Genomic DNA, 19,625 nt, shown 5'->3' with positions numbered 1-19,625 from the left:
CCGGTTGCGCGCCGGGCCCCGGTTCGCGTCGGCTCAGCGGTCGAGCAGCAGGACCGCCACGTCGTCCGTCAGATCGCCCCCGTTGAGATCGCGCACCTCGTTCATCGCGGCCTCGAGCAACCCCTCACCGGTCAGGCCCTGCGCCCGCTGACGGCGGATCATCTCGACCATCCCCTCCTGGCCGAGCCGCTGCCTGCCCTGGCCGATCCGGCCCTCGATCAGGCCGTCCGTGTAGAGCATCAGACTCCACGAGGGCCCCAACTCGACCTGCATGCGCGGCCACCGGGCCTTCGGCAGCAGCCCGAGGGCCGGGCCGTTGTTCTCGTACGGGAGCAGGGTCGCGGGGCGTCCGGGGGTCGTTATCAGCGGTGCCGGGTGGCCCGCCAGGCACAGGCCCGCGCGCCGGCCGTCCGGCGAGATGTCGACCGTGCACAGCGTCGCGAAGATCTCCTCGTCGGGACGCTCGTGCTCCAGGACCTGCTGGAGCGTGGACAGCAACTCGTCCCCGCACAGTCCCGCGAACGTCAATGCCCGCCAGGCGATGCGCAGTTCGACGCCGAGCGCCGCCTCGTCGGGGCCGTGCCCGCAGACGTCGCCGATCATCGCGTGGACCGTGCCGTCGGGCGTGCGCACCGTGTCGTAGAAGTCGCCGCCGAGCAGTGCGCGGGAGCGGCCCGGACGGTAGCGGGCGGCGAAGCGCAGCGTCGAACCGTCGAGCAGCGGCGTCGGCAGCAGGCCGCGCTCCAGGCGGGCGTTCTCCTGCGCGCGGATCCGGGACTCGGTGAGCCCCTGCTGCGCGATGTCGGCGCGCTTGCGCTCCACCGCGTAACGGATCGCCCGGCCGAGCAGGCGTGAATCCAGCTCGTCGCGGAACAGGTAGTCCTGCGCGCCGACGCGGACCGCCTCCGCGCCGCGCTCGGCGTCGCCCGACGTGGTCAGGGCGAGCACGGCCCGGCGCGGGGCCAGGCGCAGCAGGTGCCGCAGCGTGCGCAGCTCGTCGTGGTGCTCCGGCTCCGCCCTGTCCGCCCTCGCGCCGGGCAGCGCGAGGTCCAGCAGGATGCAGCTGACGTCGTCGGTGAGCAGCCGCTCGGCCTCCGTGAGGTTGCGCGCGGTGCGCACGCGGATCGGCTTGCCCGCGGCGTCGGGCACCTCGGGGATGCTGAGGGAGCCCGCCGGGTCGTCCTCTATGACCAGGATCGTCAGACCGGTGGCGTCACGGTCGGCGGGGGCCGGCTCGTGAGCGGCTTCGTCGGTCCGTGTCTCCTGGCCGCGCTCGGCGCGCTGTGCGGCGTCGGTGTCGGGGCGGTCGGCGGTGGTCCGCCGCTCGTCCTGCGGGTCGTACGTGTCGGTCGTGGTGTGCGCGTCCTGAGCCTGACCACTTTCCACGGCCGGGATCGCTCTCTGCCGCGGTACGGGTACGGGCATCGCTTCGGTTTCCTTCCCTCCCCCCGAGGGCACGGCGGGGCGAAGGTCCTCGTCCCACCGACGGGGACCTTAGCGGTAGCCGCCGTCCGAACGGAATGGTGAGCGGCAAGGGGCCGGAGTCATATGCCGCCCCCCGTACCGGAATTGGGTGGGTTCCGTCCCCGGTCGGACGGGCCGAAGATGACGAACGTCACGCCGGGGCGCCGGAACCGCAGCGGCCCGAGTGCCGTGGGTCACGTGGGACACGTCACCCATCCGCACCCATGTCCGGCATCCCGCCATCCGCCCCTCAGGCGTCCGGCCTGACCACCCCGAGCATCGCCATGGAACCCGCGCCCGCGACCGTCACATTCCGCCCCGGACGGGGTGCGTGGATGATCGCGCCCTTGCCTATGTACATCCCGACATGGCTGGCGTCGTCGTGGTAAATGATCAGGTCGCCGGGGCGCATGTCCTTGATGTCGATGTGCTTCAGCTGCTTCCACTGCTCCTGCGACGTGCGCGGGATCGGCTTCCCGGCCGCTGCCCACGCCTGCGAGGTCAGACCCGAGCAGTCGAACGACTTCGGTCCCTCGGCGCCCCACACGTACGGCTTGCCCAACTGGTCGGAGGCGTAGCCCACGGCCTTCTCGCCGGCGGCCGACGCCTGGCCGCGGATCTCCTTCAGGACGCCGGAGGAGAGCCACTTCGTCTGCGCCTTCTGCTCGGCCGCCTCCTCGAGCTGGCGCAGCTCCTCGCGCTCCTTCTTGGCGAGCTTGTCCTCGATCTTCTTCGCGGCCTTGATCTGCTTCTCGATCCGCTGCTTCGCGGCGGCCTTCTTCTTGCGCCCCTCGTCCAGTGCCTTCCACTTGGCGGAGGCGGCGTTCGCGTACGACTCCAGGTCGTCCTGCGTCTTGCCGAGGCGGGAGATCAGGTTCCGCGTGGCCTGCTGTCCCTGGTAGGCGCGGCCCGCGTCGTCGAGGAAGCGGCTCGGGTCGCCGGCGAGCATGAACTGGGCCTCCTGGGAGATCCCGCCGGTGCGGTACTGCTCGCGGGCCGCCGCGCCCGCCTGCTTCTTGAGGCCGTCGAGCTTCTCCTGGCCCGCGGCGATCTTCCGGGCCAGCTTCACGATCTGGTCCGACTGGTCGGCGGCCTTCTCCTCCGCCGCGTTGTACGCGTCGGTGGCGACCGCGGCCTGGTGGTACAGCTTGTCGATCTTCTTGCGAACCGCCTCAAGGTCCTTGACCTTGGGGGAACTTGACGGTGTTGGGGAGGGGGACGGCTCCGCGTACGCCAGCCCCGTAGGCGTCAGGACGGTCATGGCGCACACGAACGCCAGGGCCGCCACCGTCGTCGTACTCCGCTTGCTCATCTGCTCCGCCCCCACAGCCGAGTCAAACCTGATGGACCGTCAGTAAGTCGAGCGCTCCGGGGATGGTGCCATGCGCGCCTCGAATCCGACAGACCCCGACGCGGTGTAACAACTGCCCCGCACCGTTCGACGAACGAGGCGTCGAGATCGTTCCCCCGGGTCCGTCGCGTCTCAGCAGCCCGCCGAAACCCGCCGCGGCGCCAACGCCCCCCACGCCACAGTCACTTCGCCCTGCCGCCAGCGCCCCGCCCTGTCCACCACCGGCCAGTCCGCCGACAGCTCCCGCACCGTCCGGATCCACCGCTGCCGCGCACCGTACGAGGCGTAGGGCGCGGCCGACGCCCACGCCCGGTCGAAATCGCGCAGGAAGGCGTGCACCGGCTCGCCGGGGACGTTGCGGTGGATCAGCGCCTTCGGGAGGCGCTCGGCCAGGTCGGACGGGGTGACCAGGGAGCCGAGCTGGGTCGCGAAGGTCACGGTGCGCGGGCCCTCGGGGCCGAGCGCCACCCACACGTGCCGGCGCCCGATCTCGTCGCAGGTGCCCTCCACGAGGAGGCCGTCCGGCGCGAGCCGCGCGCACAGCCGTTCCCACACCGCGGCGACCTGCTCCTCGTCGTACTGGCGCAGCACGTTCGCGGCGCGGATCAGGAGCGGGGGAGTGCTGAGCGGCACCTCGAAGCCGCCGTGCCGAAAGGTGAGCCCCTCCCGCTCGTACGGCTTCGCGGCGGCGACCCGCGCCGGTTCGATCTCGATGCCCACCACGCGCGCGTGCGGCGCCGTGCCGCGCAGCCGGGCCAGCAGTTCCACCGCGGTCCAGGGCGCCGCCCCGTAGCCGAGGTCGACCGCCACCGGGTCGTCGGCGCGGCGCAGCGCGGCGCCGTGCACGGCCGCGATCCAGCGGTCCATGCGGCGCAGCCGATTGGGGTTGGTGGTGCCTCGCGTCACGGTTCCCACGGGGCGGGAGGAGGGGCGCGGGCTCATGCCCCCAAGGGTATGCGTTGCGCAATGGGGGGCTTTGGTTGAGACCCGTACGGTAATGATTCGGCAAAGTGGAAATGGAGCGGCCGACTCCGGCGTTGCCCCCTTGGAAGAGGGCCTGTGCCCTCCGGTCGTCGTGCCCGCAGTACGCCCACCAAGGAGGGCCCGCCACGTGAGCCAGTACGTGACCAGGTTCCGCCGCTCCGGGGCTGCTCCGGCCCTGCTGCGGTTCCCCGGTGCGCATCGCCGCCCCCGCCGCGTCGCGATGCTCAGCGTGCACACCTCGCCCCTCCACCAGCCCGGGACGGGCGACGCGGGCGGCATGAACGTCTACATCGTCGAGCTCGCCAAACGGCTCGCGGCGATCAACATAGAGGTCGAGATCTTCACCCGCGCCACCTCCGGCGGCCTGCCGCCGGAGGTCGAGCTGGCGCCGGGCGTCCTCGTACGGCACGTGGACGCGGGCCCCTACGAAGGGCTCGCCAAGGAGGACCTGCCCGCCCAGCTCTGTGCCTTCACGCACGGCGTCATGCAGGCGTGGGCGGGCCACCGCCCCGGCTATTACGACCTCGTCCACTCGCACTACTGGCTGTCCGGCCAGGTCGGCTGGCTGGCCGCCGAGCGCTGGGGCGCGCCCCTCGTGCACGCCATGCACACCATGGCCAAGGTCAAGAACGCGTCGCTGGCCGAGGGCGACACCCCCGAGCCGGCCGCCCGCGTCATCGGCGAGACCCAGATCGTGCGCGCCGCCGACCGCCTCATCGCGAACACGGCGGAGGAGGCCGACGAGCTGGTCCGCCACTACGAGGCGGACCCCGGGAGCGTCGCCGTGGTGCACCCCGGCGTGAACCTGGACCGCTTCCGCCCCGCCGACGGCAGGGCCGCCGCCCGCGCCCGCCTCGGCCTGCCGCAGGACGCGCTCGTCCCGCTCTTCGCGGGCCGCATCCAGCCGCTCAAGGCGCCGGACATCCTCCTGAAGGCCGTCGCGGTACTGCTCGACGAGCGCCCGGAACTCCGCTCCCGCATCGTCGTCCCGGTGGTCGGCGGCCCCAGTGGCAGCGGCCTCGCCAAGCCCGCCGCGCTCCAGAAGCTCGCCGCGCGGCTCGGCATCGCCGACGTGGTCCGCTTCCAGCCGCCGGTCGGCCAGGACGCGCTCGCGGACTGGTTCCGCGCGGCCTCCGTCCTCGTCATGCCGTCCTACAACGAATCCTTCGGACTCGTCGCCATAGAGGCCCAGGCCGCCGGAACGCCGGTGATCGCCGCGTCCGTGGGCGGCCTCCCCGTAGCCGTACGCGACGAAAAGACCGGCTTCCTGGTCGACGGCCACGAACCCGCCCGCTACGCGCGCGTGCTCCGTGAGTTCGCCGACCATCCCCACCTTGTGGACACCATGGGCGACGCGGCCGCACGCCACGCCCTCTCCTTCGGCTGGGACACGGCGGCCTCCGCCACGGCGGACGTCTACACGGCGGCCGTGCAGGCGCGGCGCCGTCAAGTACCCTCGCACCATGGCTGACCAGCGACAGGCACACGACGTCATCGAGTCGACGCTGAAGGACGCCGAGCTGGAGTGGGAGAGCCCGGAGCCGGGCTCGTACGTCGTGAAGCTTCCCGGCACCCGCAAGCTCTCGACCACGCTGTCCCTGCGCGTGGGCCGGCACAGCCTCTCGCTCAACGCCTTCGTGATCCGCCACCCGGACGAGAACGAGGCCGGGGTGCACCGCTGGCTCCTGGAGCGCAATCTGCGTCTGTACGGCGTGAGTTACGCGGTCGACCAGCTCGGCGACATCTACCTCACCGGGAAGCTCCCGCTCGCCGCCGTCACCCCCGACGAGCTGGACCGCCTCCTCGGCTCGGTCCTCGAGGCGGCGGACGGCTCCTTCAACACGCTCCTCGAACTCGGTTTCGCGAGCGCGATCCGCAAGGAGTACGAGTGGCGGGTGGCGCGCGGCGAGTCGACGCGCAACCTCGACGCGTTCACGCATCTGACCCAGCGCCCGGCGAAGTAGCGCTTCCTCCGGGCTAGTTGAGGGCGACCATCCGGACGACGGTCACGGTCAGCACCGACCCGGAGACGTAGTAGAGGACTATCGCCCCGCCGACCGTCGCCTCGCGGCGGTCACGCTCTCCGGAGACCGTGGTGGAACCGTGGCCGTAGGGGTCGTGGGAGAGGGTGCGGGCCATTTCGGCGCGGAAGGCGTCCGGGTTCGCCATCTTGGCGAGGGTGTCGTCCGCGGGCGGTGCGTAGGCGACGCGGCAGGCGCCGCGCCTGCGTCTGCGGCTCAAGCCGGGCCCCGCCTCTCCGCCTCGTCGCGGGCGAGCCTGGCGAGGATCGCGTCGGCCTCCGGGTCCGGGACCGCCTCCAGCATCCAGTGCCGCATGACGGCGTGGATCTCGCCGACCCCCGCCGCGTTGATCGCCTTGTCGAACTCGACGCGGCGCTTCGCGTCCAGCGCGGCGCGGATCGCCGGAATGCTGTTGGGGACGTCGACCTCGACGCCGCCCACCAGCGTTCTGGGTGGTTCGTCAGTTCTGGAGGAGGTCCTGGAGGGTTCGGCCATGTACGGTCACGTACCCGCCGAACTGCCCGGTCAAGCGGGGCTGTTCTCCGCCTCCACGAGCGCCGCGGCGACCGGCTTCGCGGGCTGCGTGTCCGACAGGCCGCGCATCAGGAACCAGTAGCCGAAAGCGGTGACCGTACCGAGGATCGCGCACCCCGCCCACAGCCATCCTGCGCCCGCCGAATCGATCACCCAGCCGCCCGCGAGCGGGGCGACGAGGGCCGCCGCCGACCACGACATGGTGTAGACGCCCTGGTAGCGGCCGCGCCCTTCGGCGGGGGAGAGCCGGGCCACGAGCCCCGACTGCGTAGGCGCGTTGATCATCTCGCCGAGGGTCCACACCACGACCGTGAGCGCGTACGCGGCGAGCGATCCGGCGATGGCTGTGAGGGCGAAGCCGTACCCGATGAGCAGCGACGAGACCGTCAACAGGCGGCCCGGGTCCCGGCGTTCGATGAACCGGGTCAGCGGGATCTGCAACGCGACGATCACGATGCCGTTCACGGCGGCGACGAGCCCGACGTCCGAACTGCTCAGCCCGTTCTCACCCATGACGATCGGCAGGCCGACCGAACTCTGCGTGAACACCACGGCGACCAGGAACGAAAGCCCCACCATCAGCATGAAGCGGCCGTCGCGCAGCACGGTCCCCATGGTGACCACCGGGCTCGACGGCGCGCCGGGCACGATCGTGCTCGTCGGCCGCGACTCCTTCACCTTCACGAAGACGACGCAGGCGCAGGCGAGCGTCATGGCCGCCTCGACGAGAAAGCCCAGCGTGTAGCTCTGCGCGACGAGGAAGCCCGCGTACACGGACGAGACCGCGAACCCCAGGTTGATCGCCCAGTAGTTGAGGGAGAAGGCGCGGACCCGGTCCTCGGGGCGCACGATGTCGGCCATCATCGCCTGGATCGCGGGCCGCGAGGCATTGGAGGCGAGCCCGAGCGCGAAGCCGGTGACGGCGATGGCGGCCGGGTCGCGGACGAAGGCGAGCGCGGCGACCGTCGCGGAGGTGGCGAGCTGCGCGCCGAGCAGCGTGGGCCGCCGCCCGAGCCGGTCGGCGAGCACCCCGCCGAGCACGGACGCGATGACCCCGCCGAGGCCGATCAGCGACGCGACGAGGCCGGCGTACGCGGCCGAGAACCCACGCGAGGCGGTCAGGTACAGCGCGAGAAAGGTGAGAACGAAGTTTCCGAGCCGGTTGACGAGGGTGCTGGTCCACAGCCACCAGAATTCGCGCGGCAGCCCGGAGACGGAGTCCGTGGCGGCACGTCTGAGCGAGGCGACTGACATGGGTGCATCCCCCGAGGCCGGTGTAAGTAGTGCGGAAGGTTTACGTAACTTACGCACCGGGTATCCGCGCGCGCCACTCAATTGACGGGGACCGTCAATCGGCGGGCGCCGGACCGGTCGATTAGGCTCGGCTCCATGGCCGACGCACCGTACAAGCTGATCCTCCTCCGCCACGGCGAGAGCGAGTGGAACGCGAAGAACCTGTTCACCGGATGGGTGGACGTCAACCTGAACGAGAAGGGCGAGAAGGAGGCGGTCCGCGGCGGTGAGCTGCTCAAGGACGCCGGCCTGCTCCCCGACGTGGTCCACACGTCGCTCCAGAAGCGCGCGATCCGCACCGCGCAGCTGTCCCTCGAGGCGGCCGACCGCCACTGGATCCCGGTCCACCGCAGCTGGCGCCTGAACGAGCGCCACTACGGCGCCCTCCAGGGCAAGGACAAGGCGCAGACCCTCGCCGAGTTCGGCGAGGAGCAGTTCATGCTGTGGCGCCGCTCGTACGACACCCCGCCGCCGCCCCTGGACCGCGACGCCGAGTACTCCCAGTTCGAGGACCCCCGCTACGCGACGCTCCCGCCGGAGCTGCGCCCGCAGACGGAGTGCCTCAAGGACGTCGTCACGCGCATGCTGCCGTACTGGTTCGACGGCATCGTCCCGGACCTCCTGACGGGGAAGACGGTCCTGGTCGCGGCCCATGGGAACAGCCTCCGCGCCCTGGTCAAGCACCTCGACGGCATCTCCGACGCCGACATCGCGGGCCTGAACATCCCGACCGGCATCCCGCTCTCCTACGAGCTCGACGCCGACTTCAAGCCGCTCAAGCCCGGCGGCACGTACCTGGACCCCGACGCGGCCAAGGCGGCCATCGAGGCGGTCAAGAACCAGGGCAAGAAGAAGTAACAGCCCACGAAGAAGCCCCCTACCTGCGGTTTTCCCGCTGGTAGGGGGCTTTTCGCTGCGCCTGGGCCGTCTCTGGGCCGTCGGTGGTCAGAGGTGGCAGGACCGCAGTCGGTCCTGCCACCTCTGGGGCGTGGCCTCAGTTGCGACTGAACCGAACCCTGAACGACAGCAGGAAGCCAGCTGGGATGGCGATGATCGGTGCGCCTCCCTCCGACAAGGCCAGAAGCGTGCTGCCGACGCCGAGGCTGATGATGTCAGTCTCACGTGGGATCAGCTCGATGTGTAGGCCGCTACGTGGCACTATGGCCTTATCCGGGTGACACATGATTCCTCCGTACCAGGTTGGACAATATGTGCAGGCGGAGCGAGGGGCCGCTCATTGCCGTGGGCGGCCCCTCTTGATTCCGCTGCGACGTAATGGACAATAGACGTCCAGTGGCATACTTCCAAACCCGCAGCTTAAGGCCCTGCTGTTGCTCTTCCAGTGCATTGATGCGGAAGTCCGGATGGATATCGGCAGCTGTTGGCTGCCATGGTTCGCCTTGCTCCAGTCGCTAATGTGGTGTCCCCCGGTCGGCCGGTCGGGCGGCCGACCGTGCAGGCGGGAGGTCGGGTGACCCCCAGTCGGGCCGATGGCATGGCATCAAATCATGTCCCGTGAATTCTGAGAGGCACTTGTTTCGCGGATGGTGATTCCAAATCTTCCGAGCGTGAATTATGCCCCGTGAATTCTGGGAGGCACTTGTTTCGCGGATGGTGATTCCAAATCTTCCGAGCGTGAATTATGTCCCGTGAATTCTGGGGGATGTTCACGGTTGACGACTTCAGATCAACCGAAGATCGCTGCGATTGCCTTGCGGGTCCGCTCTTGACTAGACGGCATGAGGTGGGCGTATACCCGGAGGGTCAGGCCAGGGTCGGCGTGGCCCAGGTACTCGGCAAGGGCCTTGATGTTCTCGCCCGCGTCCAGGAGTACCGACGCGTAGAAGTGCCGCAGGGCGTGCATGCCGTTCTCGCGTGACTCCGCGTAGGACTCGCCCCGCTCGGGTGTGGGGATCACTCCGGCAGCAGCCAGCGCCGGTTTCCACGCCTCGTCGTTGAGCGAGGTACGCCAGACGTGCCCGCCGCGCGGTGCGGTGAAGATCAGCCGCTTGGTCACTGGCGGTCCGTCGGCGACCTTCCAGGGCAGCGTGATCTCGACCGGCGGGAACTCCTTCATGTGGGTACGGAGCGCGTCGGCGACGGGGCCGGGGAGTGGTGTGTCCCGGAGCTTGCCGCCCTTGGGTGGGGCGAAGACGGGCTTGCTCCGGCTCAGCTTGAGCTGCTGGACGACGTGCAGGGTCTCCGACTCGAAGTCGATCGCGTCGACGGCGACGCCGAGGATCTCGCCCTGACGGAGACCGCAGCCACCGCCGAGGTCGATCATCGACTGGTATCGCTCAGGCATGGCGGCCTGCACGGCGAAGACGCGCTCCGGTGTCCACGGGATGACGCGCTTGGTGTCGACCGTCGGCGGCCGGACCGAGCGAGCGGCACACGGGTTCCGGGGGAGGTGCCCGTCGTCGACCGCTGCGGACAGAGTGGCGCGCACGTTGGAGTAGATCGTTCGCGCATACGAGCCCCGGACGCCGTTCTCCTGGAGCTTCCGCACCCAGTCTCGGATGTGGGCCGGTTGGAAGGAGCCGAGTGGGCGCGCGCCCAGGTAGGGGAAGGCGTGCAGCCGGAGCTGCGACTCCATCGACGCCTGGGTGTTCGGGTCGGCGCCCTGGGTGGCTACCCATCGCTCCGCGTACTGCTGGAAGGTGATTCGGGCAGCTCGCGGGTCGATGTACTGGCCGCGCGCCATGTCGGCCTCTGTGTGGGCCAGCCACTGGTCAGCGAGCCGCTTCTGGCGGTCGGGGAAGCTCTTGGACTTTTCCGTACCGTCCGGGCCGATGTAGCGGGCTCGGTAACGCATGCCCGAACCGTAGCGGTCGGACTTCACCTTGCGGGTCTTGCCGTCCGGGCCGATCTCGCTCCGGTACCAGCGGTCTTGGACGTGCCCGGCCATCAGGCAGCCACCGCCATCTGAGACTCGACCCAGGCGCGTACGTCGGCGGGGTCGAAGCGAAGGTGCCGGCCGACGCGGAAGCCCTTCGGGCCGGTGCGCTTGCGGCGCCACTGGTAGACGGTCTCGACCGGGACGGCCAGGAGCTCGGCGACGTCGACCGGGGTCAGGTAGCGCTCGGGCAAGGCGTGCTGCATGGTCACCGCTCCTTCTCGTCGGCGAGGTCGGTCAGGGCTTCGCGGGCTGTCTCGCGGTTGAGTTGGAAGCCGCGGGCGATGGTGGCGGCCAGGGCGGACTCGCCGGGGGTGTGGCCGTGGCCCGCGTACTGCCAGTCGGCCAGGACGAGGACGGTGTCCGGTACGTAGTCGGGGTTGCCGAGGGCTTCGCGTTCCTGGGCGGCGCGGAAGTCGGCGCGGGCCTGGCGGAGTTCGCCGAGGGTGGTCGAGTAGCGGCGGGACTTCGAGGAGAAGTGGCCACGGAAGCCGAGCATGTGAGCCCAGGCCCAGAGGCGGCGGTCCGGGTAGAGCGGGTCGAGGTGCTTGCACGCCTCGATCAGGCGGCGGGTGTGGTCCGGGACCTGGTGGCGGTCGAGTTCGGAGAGTTCGCCGATGCGGCGGTCCAGGGTGCCGGTGGTCTCGGCGGCCTTGGTGGCGTACTTGGCGACGTAGGAGGCGACGGCCTGTTCGGTGATGTCGGAGCCGTCGCCGAAGGCCTTGACCGGGCGGACGTCGAGCTGCGTGCCCCAGCGGAAGGTGCGGGCCGGTTCGTCCTCGGCGGCCGGGACCGAGACGGATGTGTAGCTGTGGGAGGCAGCTGCGTGGATCGCGTCGGCGAGGAGCGTGACCGTGGCCCAGGACGGCGGCGGGGTCTCCGGGCCTTCCGGGCCGTCGATGCGGATCACCGCGTGGAAGTGCAGGGCGCCGCGCTTCTGGAACTCGGCGACCTTGCCGTACGAGAGGCGGGCGGACTCCTTGAGTTCGCGCTGGGTGACTCCGGCGCGGGCGGCGATCTCGCGGCGCAGGCGGGTCGTGAAGCGCATCCACAGGTCGCCTGCGTGGTTGTTGAAGAGGACGGCGGCGGCGTAGTCGTACGTCGTCGGGTCCAGGGCCGTGCCGAGGGCGGGGTCGTCGGTGGCGTGGCGGGTGCCGCAGCGGCAGGTGCCGGAGTCGGGGCGATTGTGGACCGGGCCGAAGGACGGGGCCGTGAGCGTGGCGAAGACGCGAGGGTGGTCGCGGACGGTGGAGGGGATGTCGCGGCGGTCGTCTCCGGCCAGGCCCGCCCGGATCAGGTGGTAGGTGTCGCCCGCGTACGTGAAGGCGCAGGACGGGCAGCGGGAGGCGCGGCGGTTTCCGCAGGCGAGGCGGAGTCGGCCGCCCGGTTCGGTCTCGGTGGAGTAGTGGTGCAGGGTCTCGCCGGTGGTCTTGTCCTTGGTGAGGGTCCAGCCGGTGAGGTGGATGGGGTCGGAGCAGCCGCCGGTGCGCTGGATCTGGTCGTGCCAGCGGTCGAAGTCGGCGGCCGAAGCCACCCTCAGCAGGTCGCCGAGGGTGGTCGGGTCGAGGAGCGTGTCAGGCATGGGCGCCCTCCCGCGTGATGCGGGTGCGGAGGACGACGAAGCCGGTGCCGTCGCAGGCCGTGCAGTCGGCGGTGATGGTGCGCAGGTGGCCGTGCCGGTCGCGGCCGCCGAGGGTAATGGCTACGGAGGCGAAGCCGTCGCAGGATGCGCAGATTCGGGACGGGCGTCGGGTGCGGGGCGTCATGCTGGGGGTTCCTTCCGGTTCTTGGATCGGTTGGGGACGGCTCCCAGGCGGTGGAGACTTGGCGGTTTCAGGCCGCCCGGGGGCCGGTCAGCGGTGCTTGTGCTCGGAGTTCATGAGCGAGCGGATGACGAGCGCGGTGATGGCGGTCGATCCGGCGGTGATGGCGACGGCCAGGAGCAGCGAGACCAGGACGGTGCCGAGGACCAGGACGACGCCCGTGCCGCCGACGACGAGGGTGATCAGGGCGCCGGGGGTGAGTTGGATCGTGGGGCGGGTCGAGGCCGGAGGCTGGGGTGCCACCGGGGCGGGCTGAGACTGCGTGATCGCCGTGGGCTCGACGGCGGCGGGCGGGGTGACCTGGCCGGTCGGGACGGGCATGGACGGGACCTTGGGGTGCAGCATCGGGACGTACTCCCTTCCGTGGGCGGTTACTTGACGGCGGTGTCGATGACCGGGGCGAGGACGCTGTCGGCGAGGAGGTAGCCGCCCAGGAGCAGGAGGGCGACGAGCCACCAGGGCGGGCGCATGAGCTTGATGCCGACCAGGCCGACGCAGGCGACGAAGAACCAGAGCGGGACGTCCATGGCGGTCTCCTCAGCGGACGCGGCAGCGGTGGGTGCGGGCGGCGAGCTGGGCGGCGGACTGGCTGGAGTAGTCCGAGGACCAGCCGCAGCGGTCGGCCGTGCACACGGCGTGCTTGGTCTGGCCGTGGCGGTCGCGGTGGGTTCCGACCTGGACCGGGCCGATCTGCATCACCGAGTGGAAGTGGTCGTGCGCGGGCATGTCGGATCAGTCCTCTCGGTGGGTGGGCTCGGGGAACTGGGCGCGGATGTCCTGGGCGGTGGCCGGGTCGGGGGTCTGTTCGGCGGCGGTGTCGGCGAGCAGGTAGGCGAGGTAGGGGCGGCCGGTGGCGGCCATCTCGTGGGCGGCGTCGAGGTAGTCGGCGGCGGTCAGGTCGGCGGGGTTGCTGGTCATGTCGGACCTCCCTGGTGGATCAGGTGAGTTGGGCGGCGATGGCGTCGGCCAGCTGGGGCGGGACGCCGAGTCGGGAGCGCAGGGCGTCGGGGTCGATGGCGGTGCCGGTGTTCGCCTGGTGGGCGTCGGCGATCTTGCGGGCGTGGGCGACGAGGGCGGCCGGGACGGTGGGAGTTGGGTCGGTTGGCGGCGCGTCTATGGGCGGCGTATTCGCGGCTTCGTCCTCGGCCGGAGGCTCTACGGGCTCCGGGGCCGCGCGGGTCGGCTGCTGGATTTCGGGCTCGGGCTCGGGTGCCGGCCGAACGGTTTCCCGCTCGACTTCGGCGGGCGCGGCCGTGGCCGTGTGGGCCAGGAGCGTGCCGCCGAGGAAGGCGATCGCGGGCCATCCGGCGACTCCGATCCGGAGCCAGGCGGGCGGGTGGGCGACGTCGAGGAGTCCGGCGGTGGCGACGTTGGCGCCGAGCGAGGCGAACAGCGCGACGGCGAACCAGGACCAGGCGAGCCGGGAGCGGCGGTCGTTGCGGAGCCGACGCCAGGCGGCGACCAGGAGCAGGTCGACGCTGACCGGGTAGGCCCAGGCCTTCCAGCCGTCCTGCCCGGCAGCGGCGGCCAGGTCGTGGAGGTGGGCGAAGGAGAGGGCACCGGCGATGACGGCCTGGACGAGGACGGCGTCCGGGCGAAGCGTGGTGCGGGCCGTCACCGGTCAGCCCTCCGAGGCGTCGTCGCTGCCGTCGTACGGCATGGGCGGCAGGACCCCGATCGGCAGGGACAGGGCGAGCGCGGGGGCGATGACCTCGACGAACGCGGCGTCGGTCTCGTAGCGGCGCTCGTACAGGTCGAGTGCGCCGAGGAGGGCGGCGGTGCGGGCGAAGTCCTCGTTGGCGTCCATGGGTTGCCTCCTGTTTTGGGCATGGGCGGGGTAGGGACGTGGCGCGGGGCGGTCGCGCCGACCGTGGAGCGAGGGGGAGTCAGGCCGTGACCGTGGCGGCCTTGGTGAGTGACACGGAGGACCGGGCGGGCGCGGGCACGGCGGGCCGGAAGGCGGCGAGCGCGGGCAGGTCCGGGGTTCGGTCGGCGTGGGCGTTGCAGAGGTTCACGGCGGCGCGCAGCGAGGTGTGCGGGGCGCGGATGCGGGCCCAGCCGCCGGTCGAGTCACCGGCCACGGCGACGCCGGGGGTGTCGGGTGAGATCTGGATGGCGGCGATCACGGCGTCCGGGGAGATGTCGCCGAAGGCCATGTTGGCGCTGGTCTCGTCGTTGACGCGGTGGGCGGTACGGCCGGTGAGCTGGGCGCGGAGCATCGTGATGCCCTTGCCGAGTTCGGAGCCGAAGCGCTGCCCGCAGACCTCCAGGTAGATCCCGGCGGCGCGGCCGAGCTGGGCGAGGCGGACGAGGGCCGTGACGATGCGGTCGCGGCGCTTTTCCTCGTCCTTGGTGGCGTACAGGGCGAGTTCGGCGACCTCGTCGACCAGGACGACGACGGGGGTCGGGCGCTGGTTGGCGGGCAGGTCCCAGATGTCGGCGGCGATCTCCGCGTCCGGGATGCCGACGCTGACGCGCTGTTCGGCGCGGATGAGCTGGTAGACCTCCTGCATGTGGTCGACGAGCGCGTCGAGGAGTTCGAGCGCGGTGTCGGGGTCGTCGGCGAGCGCGGAGAACCGGCGGGCGAGCGGGAAGAGTTCGACGCCCTGCTTGCAGTCGATGCCGACCAGGGCGACGTCGAGCGGGGCGAGGCCGCACACGAGGTTGCGCTGGTAGACGGACTTGCCGGACTCGGTGGCGCCGAGGGTGAGGCCGTGCGGAACGGCCCGGTAGTCGCGGTAGTGGATCGAGCCGTCCTCGCGCAGTGCGACCGGGACACGTAGCGGCGACGAACCGGCGGCGGTGCTGGGCGCAGGCATCTGCACCCGCTTGAGCACGTCGTAGCCGGTCATCCTCAACTCAACGACACCGGCGCGGAGTTCACGGGAGGCGACGCCCTGCATCCCGAAGGAATGGCGCAGCCGATCCGTGGCGGCGGAGAAGTCGAAGGCATCCTGGCCGGGGCGGAGCTTGAGCCGCAGGACGAGGCCGGTCCGGGTGGGCCGCAGCCGCAGGATGCGCGGCGAACGGGACTCGGGAAGTGGCCGGTTGGCCAGTCGGGCGAGTGCGAGGCGCCAGCGCGAGGGCGGGACCGTGAGCCCGCAGGCCTCCATCACGGAGGCGTAGCGGACCAGGAGCCGCAGCGACGCGAGCGCGGCGCCGAAGCAGACCCAGTACCAGGCGGGGCGCCGCCACCGCAGAAGACCTGCGGCGGCGGCCACCACCAGGAGCACGATGACGATGAACTCGCCCATGATCAGGCCGCCTTGGCCGTGGACGCGGAGGCGGCGAGCGAGGTGACGGCGACGGCGCGGAAGGCGATGCCGTGCCGCTTCTGCCCGTTGAACTCGTTCTCCCACGGGCGGGCGATCAGGCCGGTCAGCGCGACGGGCGTGCCCATCGTCAGCTCCTCGGAGACGCCGGTCTCGGGGACGGTGACGGACAGGATCTCCACCTGGTCGTTGGCCGCGAACATCACGTCCACGGTCATCAGCTTGCCGCCGGTCTCGACGTCCAGGGCGACCTCACCGGTCTTGCGGTCCTTGACCTTGACCTGCGGGGTCTTGGCGACCATGACGGTGGCGGCGGTGGTGTCGACGGGGATCTGACGTACAGAGATCACTCCTATGTAGGGGGCTGGACTCCGTTACTCATGTACATGAGTGACATGAAGAAGAGTGCAACACTCCTATACATGAGTCAACCCGCCGCGACAGAAAAGTCACGACGGGCTGCGGATCAGTGAGAGTGCGTCAGTCGGCGGCAGGGATCCGGTACTCGAAAAGGAACTGGTCAGCGGCCATGAGGGTGTCGCACACCTCGACCACGCGACCTTCGGTCGTACGGGCCTCACGAATCAGATGGATCACCGGGGAGCCGGGGCTCAGCGCCAGTTCGGACGCCTCCGCCTTGGAGGCCGGACGCCCTTGCAGCGTCTCGACGAACTCCGCGAACTCGTGCCCGTTGTCTTCGAGTCGGGCGTAAATGCCGCCACCGCCGGGGTTCTCGGCGAACAGCTCGGGGATGTCCTTCACGACGTCCCACGGGAGGTACGAGGAAGCCGTCTCGACCGGGGTGCCGTTGCGGAAGTAGAGCCGTCGGCGAGCCAGGACCTGAGTGCCGGCCGGAACGCCGAGCCGTTCGGCAGCATCCTCCGGGGCCTCCATCGGGCCGATGTAGAGCACGCTGACTTTCGCCGTGGCGCCGGACTGCGCGGACTCGGCGAGGTGGGCCGCCTTGCCTCCCTGGCGGTGCGAACGCCGGAAACGATCGGAGGAGCGCAGCCGTACCGGCGGCCGGTCCTTCACCATCGAGCCCTTGCCGTGCCGGGTCTCCACGAGCCCACTGGCCCGGACCTCGACCATCGCCTTACGGATCGTGCCGCCCGAAACGCCGTAGCGCTCGACCAGCTCCGACTCGCTGGGCACAAGCTCACCAGGCTTGATGACCCCTGCCCTGATCTGCTGAACAAGGTCCTCAGCGATCCGCACGTATTGAGGGACGGACCTCCCCTCTCCCACTGCAGTTCCCATAGTCCTTTTCTTCCTCCTATGCTCCTGTACATGAGTAACAGCGCCAAGGAAGGCCAGTCAACGCCACTGCACTCCGTGTCCGTAGCCGGAGTGGTGGTCCGCGATGACGGCCGACTGCTGGCCATCCGCCGAGCGGACAACGGCACGTGGGAGCTGCCCGGTGGCGTGCTCGAACTCGAGGAGAGCCCGGAGGCAGGCGTACGCCGGGAGGTCTGGGAAGAGACCGGCATCCACGTCGAGGTGGACGAGCTGACCGGCGTCTATAAGAACACCACCCGAGGCGTCGTCGCTCTGGTGTTCCGCTGCAAGCCCGCGGGAGGCGAGGAGCGCACGTCGGACGAGTCCACGGCCGTGGAGTGGCTGACGCCTGACGAGGTCAGCGAGTACATGTCCGAGGTCTACTCGATCCGGCTCCTGGATGCCCTGGACGGGGCAGGCCCGCATGTCCGAAGCCATGACGGCAAGCGGCTGACGCCAGCGCGATAGAACTTTCCCTACTTCATCAAGACCGGCTGCGCTCCGCTCCGCCGGGCGCGCTTCCCGGCTCCGCTGCCCTTCGCGCTCATGCCTTCGGCCCGCGCTACGGGCGCTACGCCGACGCGCGCCCACAAGTGGCTAGGCCGGGAACACGAGTCGAGCACCCGACACACACCGGCCGCGATCAAAGACGATGCCTCCGGCGGGGGATCGGCCGGCACCGGGGGCCGGGGGAAGCGCTGCCGAGTGCGGATCCGCGGGTGGTTGCGAGGGGCTCCCATCCCGTCCACCGTCGACCCAGGCAAAGCCGAGCAGACGTGGCCCATGGCGTCCAGGTCGTTCGTACAGTGGCGCGCTCCACCTGGACGCCATGAACCACGCCCGCTCCACTGCGTGTGGGTCGACGGCGGACGGGATGGGAGCTGAGGTTAGGTGGTGGGGGAGCAGCGTCGTCGTCTCACCTAACGCCCGAGTGGCTGTCAGTCCTCAGTGCTAGAACACCTGCATGACATACAGGTTCACGGCGCTGGTTGCGTGCGGGCTCGATGATCCAGAAATGGACGACTGCCTCATGGCAGGTGTAGCGGAGTCGGACAACGAGGATGCGTTCTCGCTGCTGTTCATGTGCGACTTCGAGGAGGCCGACGCACAGGAAGTGTCCCTAGGGATGGACACGCACTGCCTTGTCACGCCTGACCAGGGCACTGCCTACGGATGCGTGCGTGAAGTGCATCTGGAAAACGACGTGCTGCGGGTGATCCTGGATCCTGAGGCGCTGGACGACCTCGGACTTACCGACCCTATCGTCGAGGCACTGCTTCGCGCGCCAACAGAGGACTTGGCACGCATGCGTGAAGTCCTACCGCGCATCCTTCAATACGGGCGTCCGGAAGCCCGCCCCAGATTGATCAGTGCGTGACGAGAAGTTCGTGCCACCTTCGTGCCAGGTCGACCGGGGAACCACGGGGAACGGCAGGCATGAAGTCGGCCGTGCCGAGGGGCCGTTAGGCCGCTCCCACTCAGGTAAGGGCCCCAACTCCCCCTAGATCACCCGAGCTTCCCAAGCTCATGTCACGTAGCTACGTAGGCGAGAGATGTTCTGTCAGCGGCGACCAGTAGCCTGCGACGATCAGCCGTCGCGCGCCTGGAGGCTTCGTGGAAGCTACCGCTCTCGTCAGTCCCGATCGGTTGTGGTCGGCGCAGGAGGTCTTGGTGCGCCCGAGTCCTGTCCCGGCGGCGGCCGGGGTCTATGGGTGGCACTTCGAGCAGCCTCCCCACCCAGACCTGGAGGCCGGACGCCTGCTGTACGTCGGTATAGCCCCGAGGTTCATGGCGAACCGGACCAGCACGCAGAACCTGCGCAAGCGGGTGCGCTACCACTACCGGGGTAACGCGGCTGGTTCGACGCTGCGGCTCACCCTCGGCTGCCTGCTCGGCCTTGAACTGCGCCGCGTGGGCAGCGGAAAGCGGATGACCTTCGGCAGGGCTGGCGAGGCCACCCTGAGCCAGTGGATGGTGGACAACGCGCGGGTCTGCTGGACCGAGCAGAGCGAACCGTGGGGCCTGGAGTCACAGCTCATCTCCCAGCTTGATCTCCCCCTGAACCTCGACCAGAACCACCACAACGCATTCCACAGTCGGCTGAAGGAACTACGGGCCCAGGCGCGCCAGCGGGCGCGGGAGTTGCCCATCAGCTCGTAGGCCGGCGGATGGGCCGTGCCTGGGCCGTCCGAGGTCGCTCGACAGTACCCAAGGGCGACCAACGACGACCACCAGGCGCACGAGTCCACCGTCTCTGAACAGCGAAAACCCAGCTCACCAAGATCCCCGACAAGACCCAGGGCAAGAAGAAGTAACAGCCCCCTCCGTCAAAAGCCCCTGGGGCGTGCCGAACGTGGCGCGCTCCAGGGGTTTTTGACGCGGCGGCCTCCGCGTCGTGACGCCCCGCGATCTCCCGCGCGCACGCCACGGCAACTGCCGCGCTCGTGTGCGCCGTTGATGCGCCCGTCCCGATGGGCATGCAATGGGGGAAGGGCTCCACCGTGGGGTCCCGTCGAGGAGGGAACAACCATGGCCGCCGACTCCCCGAAGCCGAACCCGAACCCCGAAGTGCCGGTCGAAGTGGGCCGGACCGTACCGAAGTTGGTGCTGCTCGGAGCCTGCGGATGCGGCTCGGGCTGCGGCTGCGGCTGCCAGTCGGGCGCGCCGTGCAAGTGCGGGGGTTCCTGCTGAGCGCAGGGACCGGAAGAC

The 19,625-nt window shown here is 70.2% G+C and carries 26 protein-coding genes; 7 read left to right on the top strand and 19 right to left on the bottom strand.

What is annotated here, in order from left to right; all coding sequences use genetic code 11:
* Positions 1–33 precede the first annotated feature (33 nt).
* From ACP4E5_RS21815 to ACP4E5_RS21805, 3 genes are all read right to left on the bottom strand, one after another.
* A complete protein-coding gene (locus tag ACP4E5_RS21815) occupies positions 34–1,425 on the bottom strand; it encodes a PP2C family protein-serine/threonine phosphatase (protein ID WP_425831196.1) in 1,392 nt (463 codons plus the stop codon).
* Between the two features lie 289 nt (positions 1,426–1,714).
* Positions 1,715–2,776, bottom strand: a complete 1,062-nt coding sequence (locus ACP4E5_RS21810; RefSeq protein ID WP_425831194.1) for a C40 family peptidase — start codon at positions 2,774–2,776, stop codon at positions 1,715–1,717.
* A gap of 171 nt (positions 2,777–2,947) precedes the next feature.
* Positions 2,948–3,757, bottom strand: coding sequence for a class I SAM-dependent methyltransferase (locus tag ACP4E5_RS21805; RefSeq protein WP_425831192.1), 810 nt, complete (start codon positions 3,755–3,757; stop codon positions 2,948–2,950).
* Between the two features lie 169 nt (positions 3,758–3,926).
* Here ACP4E5_RS21805 and mshA point away from each other — a divergent pair, with 169 nt between their 5' ends.
* The gene (gene mshA / locus ACP4E5_RS21800; RefSeq protein WP_425831190.1) at positions 3,927–5,270 is read left to right on the top strand and encodes a D-inositol-3-phosphate glycosyltransferase; all 1,344 of its coding nucleotides are present in this window, start codon (positions 3,927–3,929) and stop codon (positions 5,268–5,270) included.
* Positions 5,263–5,763 (top strand): type III secretion system chaperone family protein, encoded by a 501-nt coding sequence (locus ACP4E5_RS21795; protein ID WP_403718621.1) that lies wholly within the window; start codon positions 5,263–5,265, stop codon positions 5,761–5,763. Before mshA ends, ACP4E5_RS21795 begins: the two co-directional genes overlap by 8 nt.
* Before the next feature lie 13 nt (positions 5,764–5,776).
* Here the strand turns inward: ACP4E5_RS21795 and ACP4E5_RS21790 are convergent, their stop codons facing one another.
* From ACP4E5_RS21790 to ACP4E5_RS21780, 3 genes are all read right to left on the bottom strand, one after another.
* A complete protein-coding gene (locus tag ACP4E5_RS21790; protein WP_425841541.1) occupies positions 5,777–5,968 on the bottom strand; it encodes a hypothetical protein in 192 nt (63 codons plus the stop codon).
* Positions 5,969–6,036: 68 nt separating this feature from the next.
* Positions 6,037–6,315 carry a hypothetical protein gene (locus tag ACP4E5_RS21785; protein ID WP_425831188.1) on the bottom strand — a complete coding sequence of 93 codons (279 nt, stop codon included), beginning with the start codon at positions 6,313–6,315 and terminating at the stop codon, positions 6,037–6,039.
* A gap of 30 nt (positions 6,316–6,345) precedes the next feature.
* Entirely contained in the window at positions 6,346–7,608 is a 1,263-nt protein-coding gene (locus ACP4E5_RS21780; protein ID WP_425831186.1) for an MDR family MFS transporter, read from the bottom strand.
* A 135-nt stretch (positions 7,609–7,743) separates the two neighbouring features.
* On the opposite strand from ACP4E5_RS21780, the gene ACP4E5_RS21775 reads away from it, so the two are divergent.
* Positions 7,744–8,505, top strand: coding sequence for a phosphoglyceromutase (locus ACP4E5_RS21775; protein WP_425831184.1), 762 nt, complete (start codon positions 7,744–7,746; stop codon positions 8,503–8,505).
* A gap of 829 nt (positions 8,506–9,334) precedes the next feature.
* Here the strand turns inward: ACP4E5_RS21775 and ACP4E5_RS21770 are convergent.
* The 13 genes from ACP4E5_RS21770 to ACP4E5_RS21710 form a co-directional block, all read right to left on the bottom strand.
* Positions 9,335–10,555 carry a tyrosine-type recombinase/integrase gene (locus ACP4E5_RS21770; RefSeq protein ID WP_425831182.1) on the bottom strand — a complete coding sequence of 407 codons (1,221 nt, stop codon included), beginning with the start codon at positions 10,553–10,555 and terminating at the stop codon, positions 9,335–9,337.
* Complete coding sequence (locus ACP4E5_RS21765) at positions 10,555–10,749, bottom strand: helix-turn-helix transcriptional regulator (protein ID WP_266714660.1); 195 nt, start codon at positions 10,747–10,749, stop codon at positions 10,555–10,557. Before ACP4E5_RS21765 ends, ACP4E5_RS21770 begins: the two co-directional genes overlap by 1 nt.
* A 2-nt stretch (positions 10,750–10,751) precedes the next feature.
* Complete coding sequence (repSA, locus tag ACP4E5_RS21760; protein ID WP_425831180.1) at positions 10,752–12,125, bottom strand: replication initiator protein RepSA; 1,374 nt, start codon at positions 12,123–12,125, stop codon at positions 10,752–10,754.
* Positions 12,118–12,309 (bottom strand): hypothetical protein, encoded by a 192-nt coding sequence (locus ACP4E5_RS21755; protein ID WP_425831178.1) that lies wholly within the window; start codon positions 12,307–12,309, stop codon positions 12,118–12,120. The genes repSA and ACP4E5_RS21755 overlap by 8 nt, the downstream gene beginning before the upstream one ends.
* Positions 12,310–12,396: 87 nt before the next feature.
* Positions 12,397–12,711, bottom strand: coding sequence for a SpdD-like protein (locus ACP4E5_RS21750; RefSeq protein ID WP_425831176.1), 315 nt, complete (start codon positions 12,709–12,711; stop codon positions 12,397–12,399).
* Between the two features lie 26 nt (positions 12,712–12,737).
* Entirely contained in the window at positions 12,738–12,893 is a 156-nt protein-coding gene (locus tag ACP4E5_RS21745; RefSeq protein WP_328633431.1) for a hypothetical protein, read from the bottom strand.
* 10 nt (positions 12,894–12,903) lie between these two features.
* The gene (locus ACP4E5_RS21740) at positions 12,904–13,092 is read right to left on the bottom strand and encodes a mobile element transfer protein (protein ID WP_425831174.1); all 189 of its coding nucleotides are present in this window, start codon (positions 13,090–13,092) and stop codon (positions 12,904–12,906) included.
* A 6-nt stretch (positions 13,093–13,098) separates the two neighbouring features.
* Entirely contained in the window at positions 13,099–13,284 is a 186-nt protein-coding gene (locus ACP4E5_RS21735) for a hypothetical protein (protein ID WP_425831172.1), read from the bottom strand.
* A 19-nt stretch (positions 13,285–13,303) separates the two neighbouring features.
* Positions 13,304–13,984 carry a DUF2637 domain-containing protein gene (locus tag ACP4E5_RS21730; RefSeq protein ID WP_425831170.1) on the bottom strand — a complete coding sequence of 227 codons (681 nt, stop codon included), beginning with the start codon at positions 13,982–13,984 and terminating at the stop codon, positions 13,304–13,306.
* A 3-nt stretch (positions 13,985–13,987) separates the two neighbouring features.
* Positions 13,988–14,173 carry a hypothetical protein gene (locus ACP4E5_RS21725; protein WP_422475422.1) on the bottom strand — a complete coding sequence of 62 codons (186 nt, stop codon included), beginning with the start codon at positions 14,171–14,173 and terminating at the stop codon, positions 13,988–13,990.
* 79 nt (positions 14,174–14,252) lie between these two features.
* A complete protein-coding gene (locus ACP4E5_RS21720) occupies positions 14,253–15,620 on the bottom strand; it encodes an FtsK/SpoIIIE domain-containing protein (protein WP_425831168.1) in 1,368 nt (455 codons plus the stop codon).
* A gap of 2 nt (positions 15,621–15,622) precedes the next feature.
* Entirely contained in the window at positions 15,623–15,985 is a 363-nt protein-coding gene (locus ACP4E5_RS21715) for an SCO3933 family regulatory protein (protein ID WP_483030482.1), read from the bottom strand.
* Positions 15,986–16,118: 133 nt separating this feature from the next.
* Positions 16,119–16,898: a GntR family transcriptional regulator gene (locus ACP4E5_RS21710; protein ID WP_425831166.1), complete on the bottom strand. Its 780-nt coding sequence runs from the start codon at positions 16,896–16,898 to the stop codon at positions 16,119–16,121.
* Between the two features lie 18 nt (positions 16,899–16,916).
* Between ACP4E5_RS21710 and ACP4E5_RS21705 the strand changes: the two genes are divergently transcribed.
* The 4 genes from ACP4E5_RS21705 (at position 16,917) to ACP4E5_RS21690 (ending at position 19,607) form a co-directional block, all read left to right on the top strand.
* Positions 16,917–17,384 carry an NUDIX hydrolase gene (locus tag ACP4E5_RS21705; protein ID WP_351337685.1) on the top strand — a complete coding sequence of 156 codons (468 nt, stop codon included), beginning with the start codon at positions 16,917–16,919 and terminating at the stop codon, positions 17,382–17,384.
* A gap of 496 nt (positions 17,385–17,880) precedes the next feature.
* Positions 17,881–18,294: an Imm10 family immunity protein gene (locus tag ACP4E5_RS21700; RefSeq protein WP_425831164.1), complete on the top strand. Its 414-nt coding sequence runs from the start codon at positions 17,881–17,883 to the stop codon at positions 18,292–18,294.
* Positions 18,295–18,587: 293 nt separating this feature from the next.
* Positions 18,588–19,076 carry a GIY-YIG nuclease family protein gene (locus ACP4E5_RS21695; protein ID WP_425831162.1) on the top strand — a complete coding sequence of 163 codons (489 nt, stop codon included), beginning with the start codon at positions 18,588–18,590 and terminating at the stop codon, positions 19,074–19,076.
* A 369-nt stretch (positions 19,077–19,445) separates the two neighbouring features.
* Positions 19,446–19,607 (top strand): hypothetical protein, encoded by a 162-nt coding sequence (locus ACP4E5_RS21690; RefSeq protein WP_425831160.1) that lies wholly within the window; start codon positions 19,446–19,448, stop codon positions 19,605–19,607.
* Positions 19,608–19,625 lie beyond the last annotated feature (18 nt).

Origin of the sequence: Streptomyces fractus (assembly GCF_049844455.1) — a bacterium.
Classification (GTDB): domain Bacteria; phylum Actinomycetota; class Actinomycetes; order Streptomycetales; family Streptomycetaceae; genus Streptomyces; species Streptomyces fractus.
Note: the sequence above shows the minus strand (reverse complement) of the source record. Positions and strands in the feature narration are given on the sequence as shown.

Coding starts and splice junctions, on each gene's coding strand:
- ACP4E5_RS21815 (WP_425831196.1), bottom strand. CDS start 1,425: ATGCCCGTACCCGTACCGCGGCAGAGAGCGATCCCGGCCGTGGAAAGT.
- ACP4E5_RS21810 (WP_425831194.1), bottom strand. CDS start 2,776: ATGAGCAAGCGGAGTACGACGACGGTGGCGGCCCTGGCGTTCGTGTGC.
- ACP4E5_RS21805 (WP_425831192.1), bottom strand. CDS start 3,757: ATGAGCCCGCGCCCCTCCTCCCGCCCCGTGGGAACCGTGACGCGAGGC.
- ACP4E5_RS21795 (WP_403718621.1), top strand. CDS start 5,263: ATGGCTGACCAGCGACAGGCACACGACGTCATCGAGTCGACGCTGAAG.
- ACP4E5_RS21790 (WP_425841541.1), bottom strand. CDS start 5,968: ATGGCGAACCCGGACGCCTTCCGCGCCGAAATGGCCCGCACCCTCTCC.
- ACP4E5_RS21785 (WP_425831188.1), bottom strand. CDS start 6,315: ATGGCCGAACCCTCCAGGACCTCCTCCAGAACTGACGAACCACCCAGA.
- ACP4E5_RS21780 (WP_425831186.1), bottom strand. CDS start 7,608: ATGTCAGTCGCCTCGCTCAGACGTGCCGCCACGGACTCCGTCTCCGGG.
- ACP4E5_RS21775 (WP_425831184.1), top strand. CDS start 7,744: ATGGCCGACGCACCGTACAAGCTGATCCTCCTCCGCCACGGCGAGAGC.
- ACP4E5_RS21770 (WP_425831182.1), bottom strand. CDS start 10,555: ATGGCCGGGCACGTCCAAGACCGCTGGTACCGGAGCGAGATCGGCCCG.
- ACP4E5_RS21765 (WP_266714660.1), bottom strand. CDS start 10,749: ATGCAGCACGCCTTGCCCGAGCGCTACCTGACCCCGGTCGACGTCGCC.
- repSA (WP_425831180.1), bottom strand. CDS start 12,125: ATGCCTGACACGCTCCTCGACCCGACCACCCTCGGCGACCTGCTGAGG.
- ACP4E5_RS21755 (WP_425831178.1), bottom strand. CDS start 12,309: ATGACGCCCCGCACCCGACGCCCGTCCCGAATCTGCGCATCCTGCGAC.
- ACP4E5_RS21750 (WP_425831176.1), bottom strand. CDS start 12,711: ATGCTGCACCCCAAGGTCCCGTCCATGCCCGTCCCGACCGGCCAGGTC.
- ACP4E5_RS21745 (WP_328633431.1), bottom strand. CDS start 12,893: ATGGACGTCCCGCTCTGGTTCTTCGTCGCCTGCGTCGGCCTGGTCGGC.
- ACP4E5_RS21740 (WP_425831174.1), bottom strand. CDS start 13,092: ATGCCCGCGCACGACCACTTCCACTCGGTGATGCAGATCGGCCCGGTC.
- ACP4E5_RS21735 (WP_425831172.1), bottom strand. CDS start 13,284: ATGACCAGCAACCCCGCCGACCTGACCGCCGCCGACTACCTCGACGCC.
- ACP4E5_RS21725 (WP_422475422.1), bottom strand. CDS start 14,173: ATGGACGCCAACGAGGACTTCGCCCGCACCGCCGCCCTCCTCGGCGCA.
- ACP4E5_RS21720 (WP_425831168.1), bottom strand. CDS start 15,620: ATGGGCGAGTTCATCGTCATCGTGCTCCTGGTGGTGGCCGCCGCCGCA.
- ACP4E5_RS21710 (WP_425831166.1), bottom strand. CDS start 16,898: ATGGGAACTGCAGTGGGAGAGGGGAGGTCCGTCCCTCAATACGTGCGG.
- ACP4E5_RS21705 (WP_351337685.1), top strand. CDS start 16,917: ATGCTCCTGTACATGAGTAACAGCGCCAAGGAAGGCCAGTCAACGCCA.
- ACP4E5_RS21700 (WP_425831164.1), top strand. CDS start 17,881: ATGACATACAGGTTCACGGCGCTGGTTGCGTGCGGGCTCGATGATCCA.
- ACP4E5_RS21690 (WP_425831160.1), top strand. CDS start 19,446: ATGGCCGCCGACTCCCCGAAGCCGAACCCGAACCCCGAAGTGCCGGTC.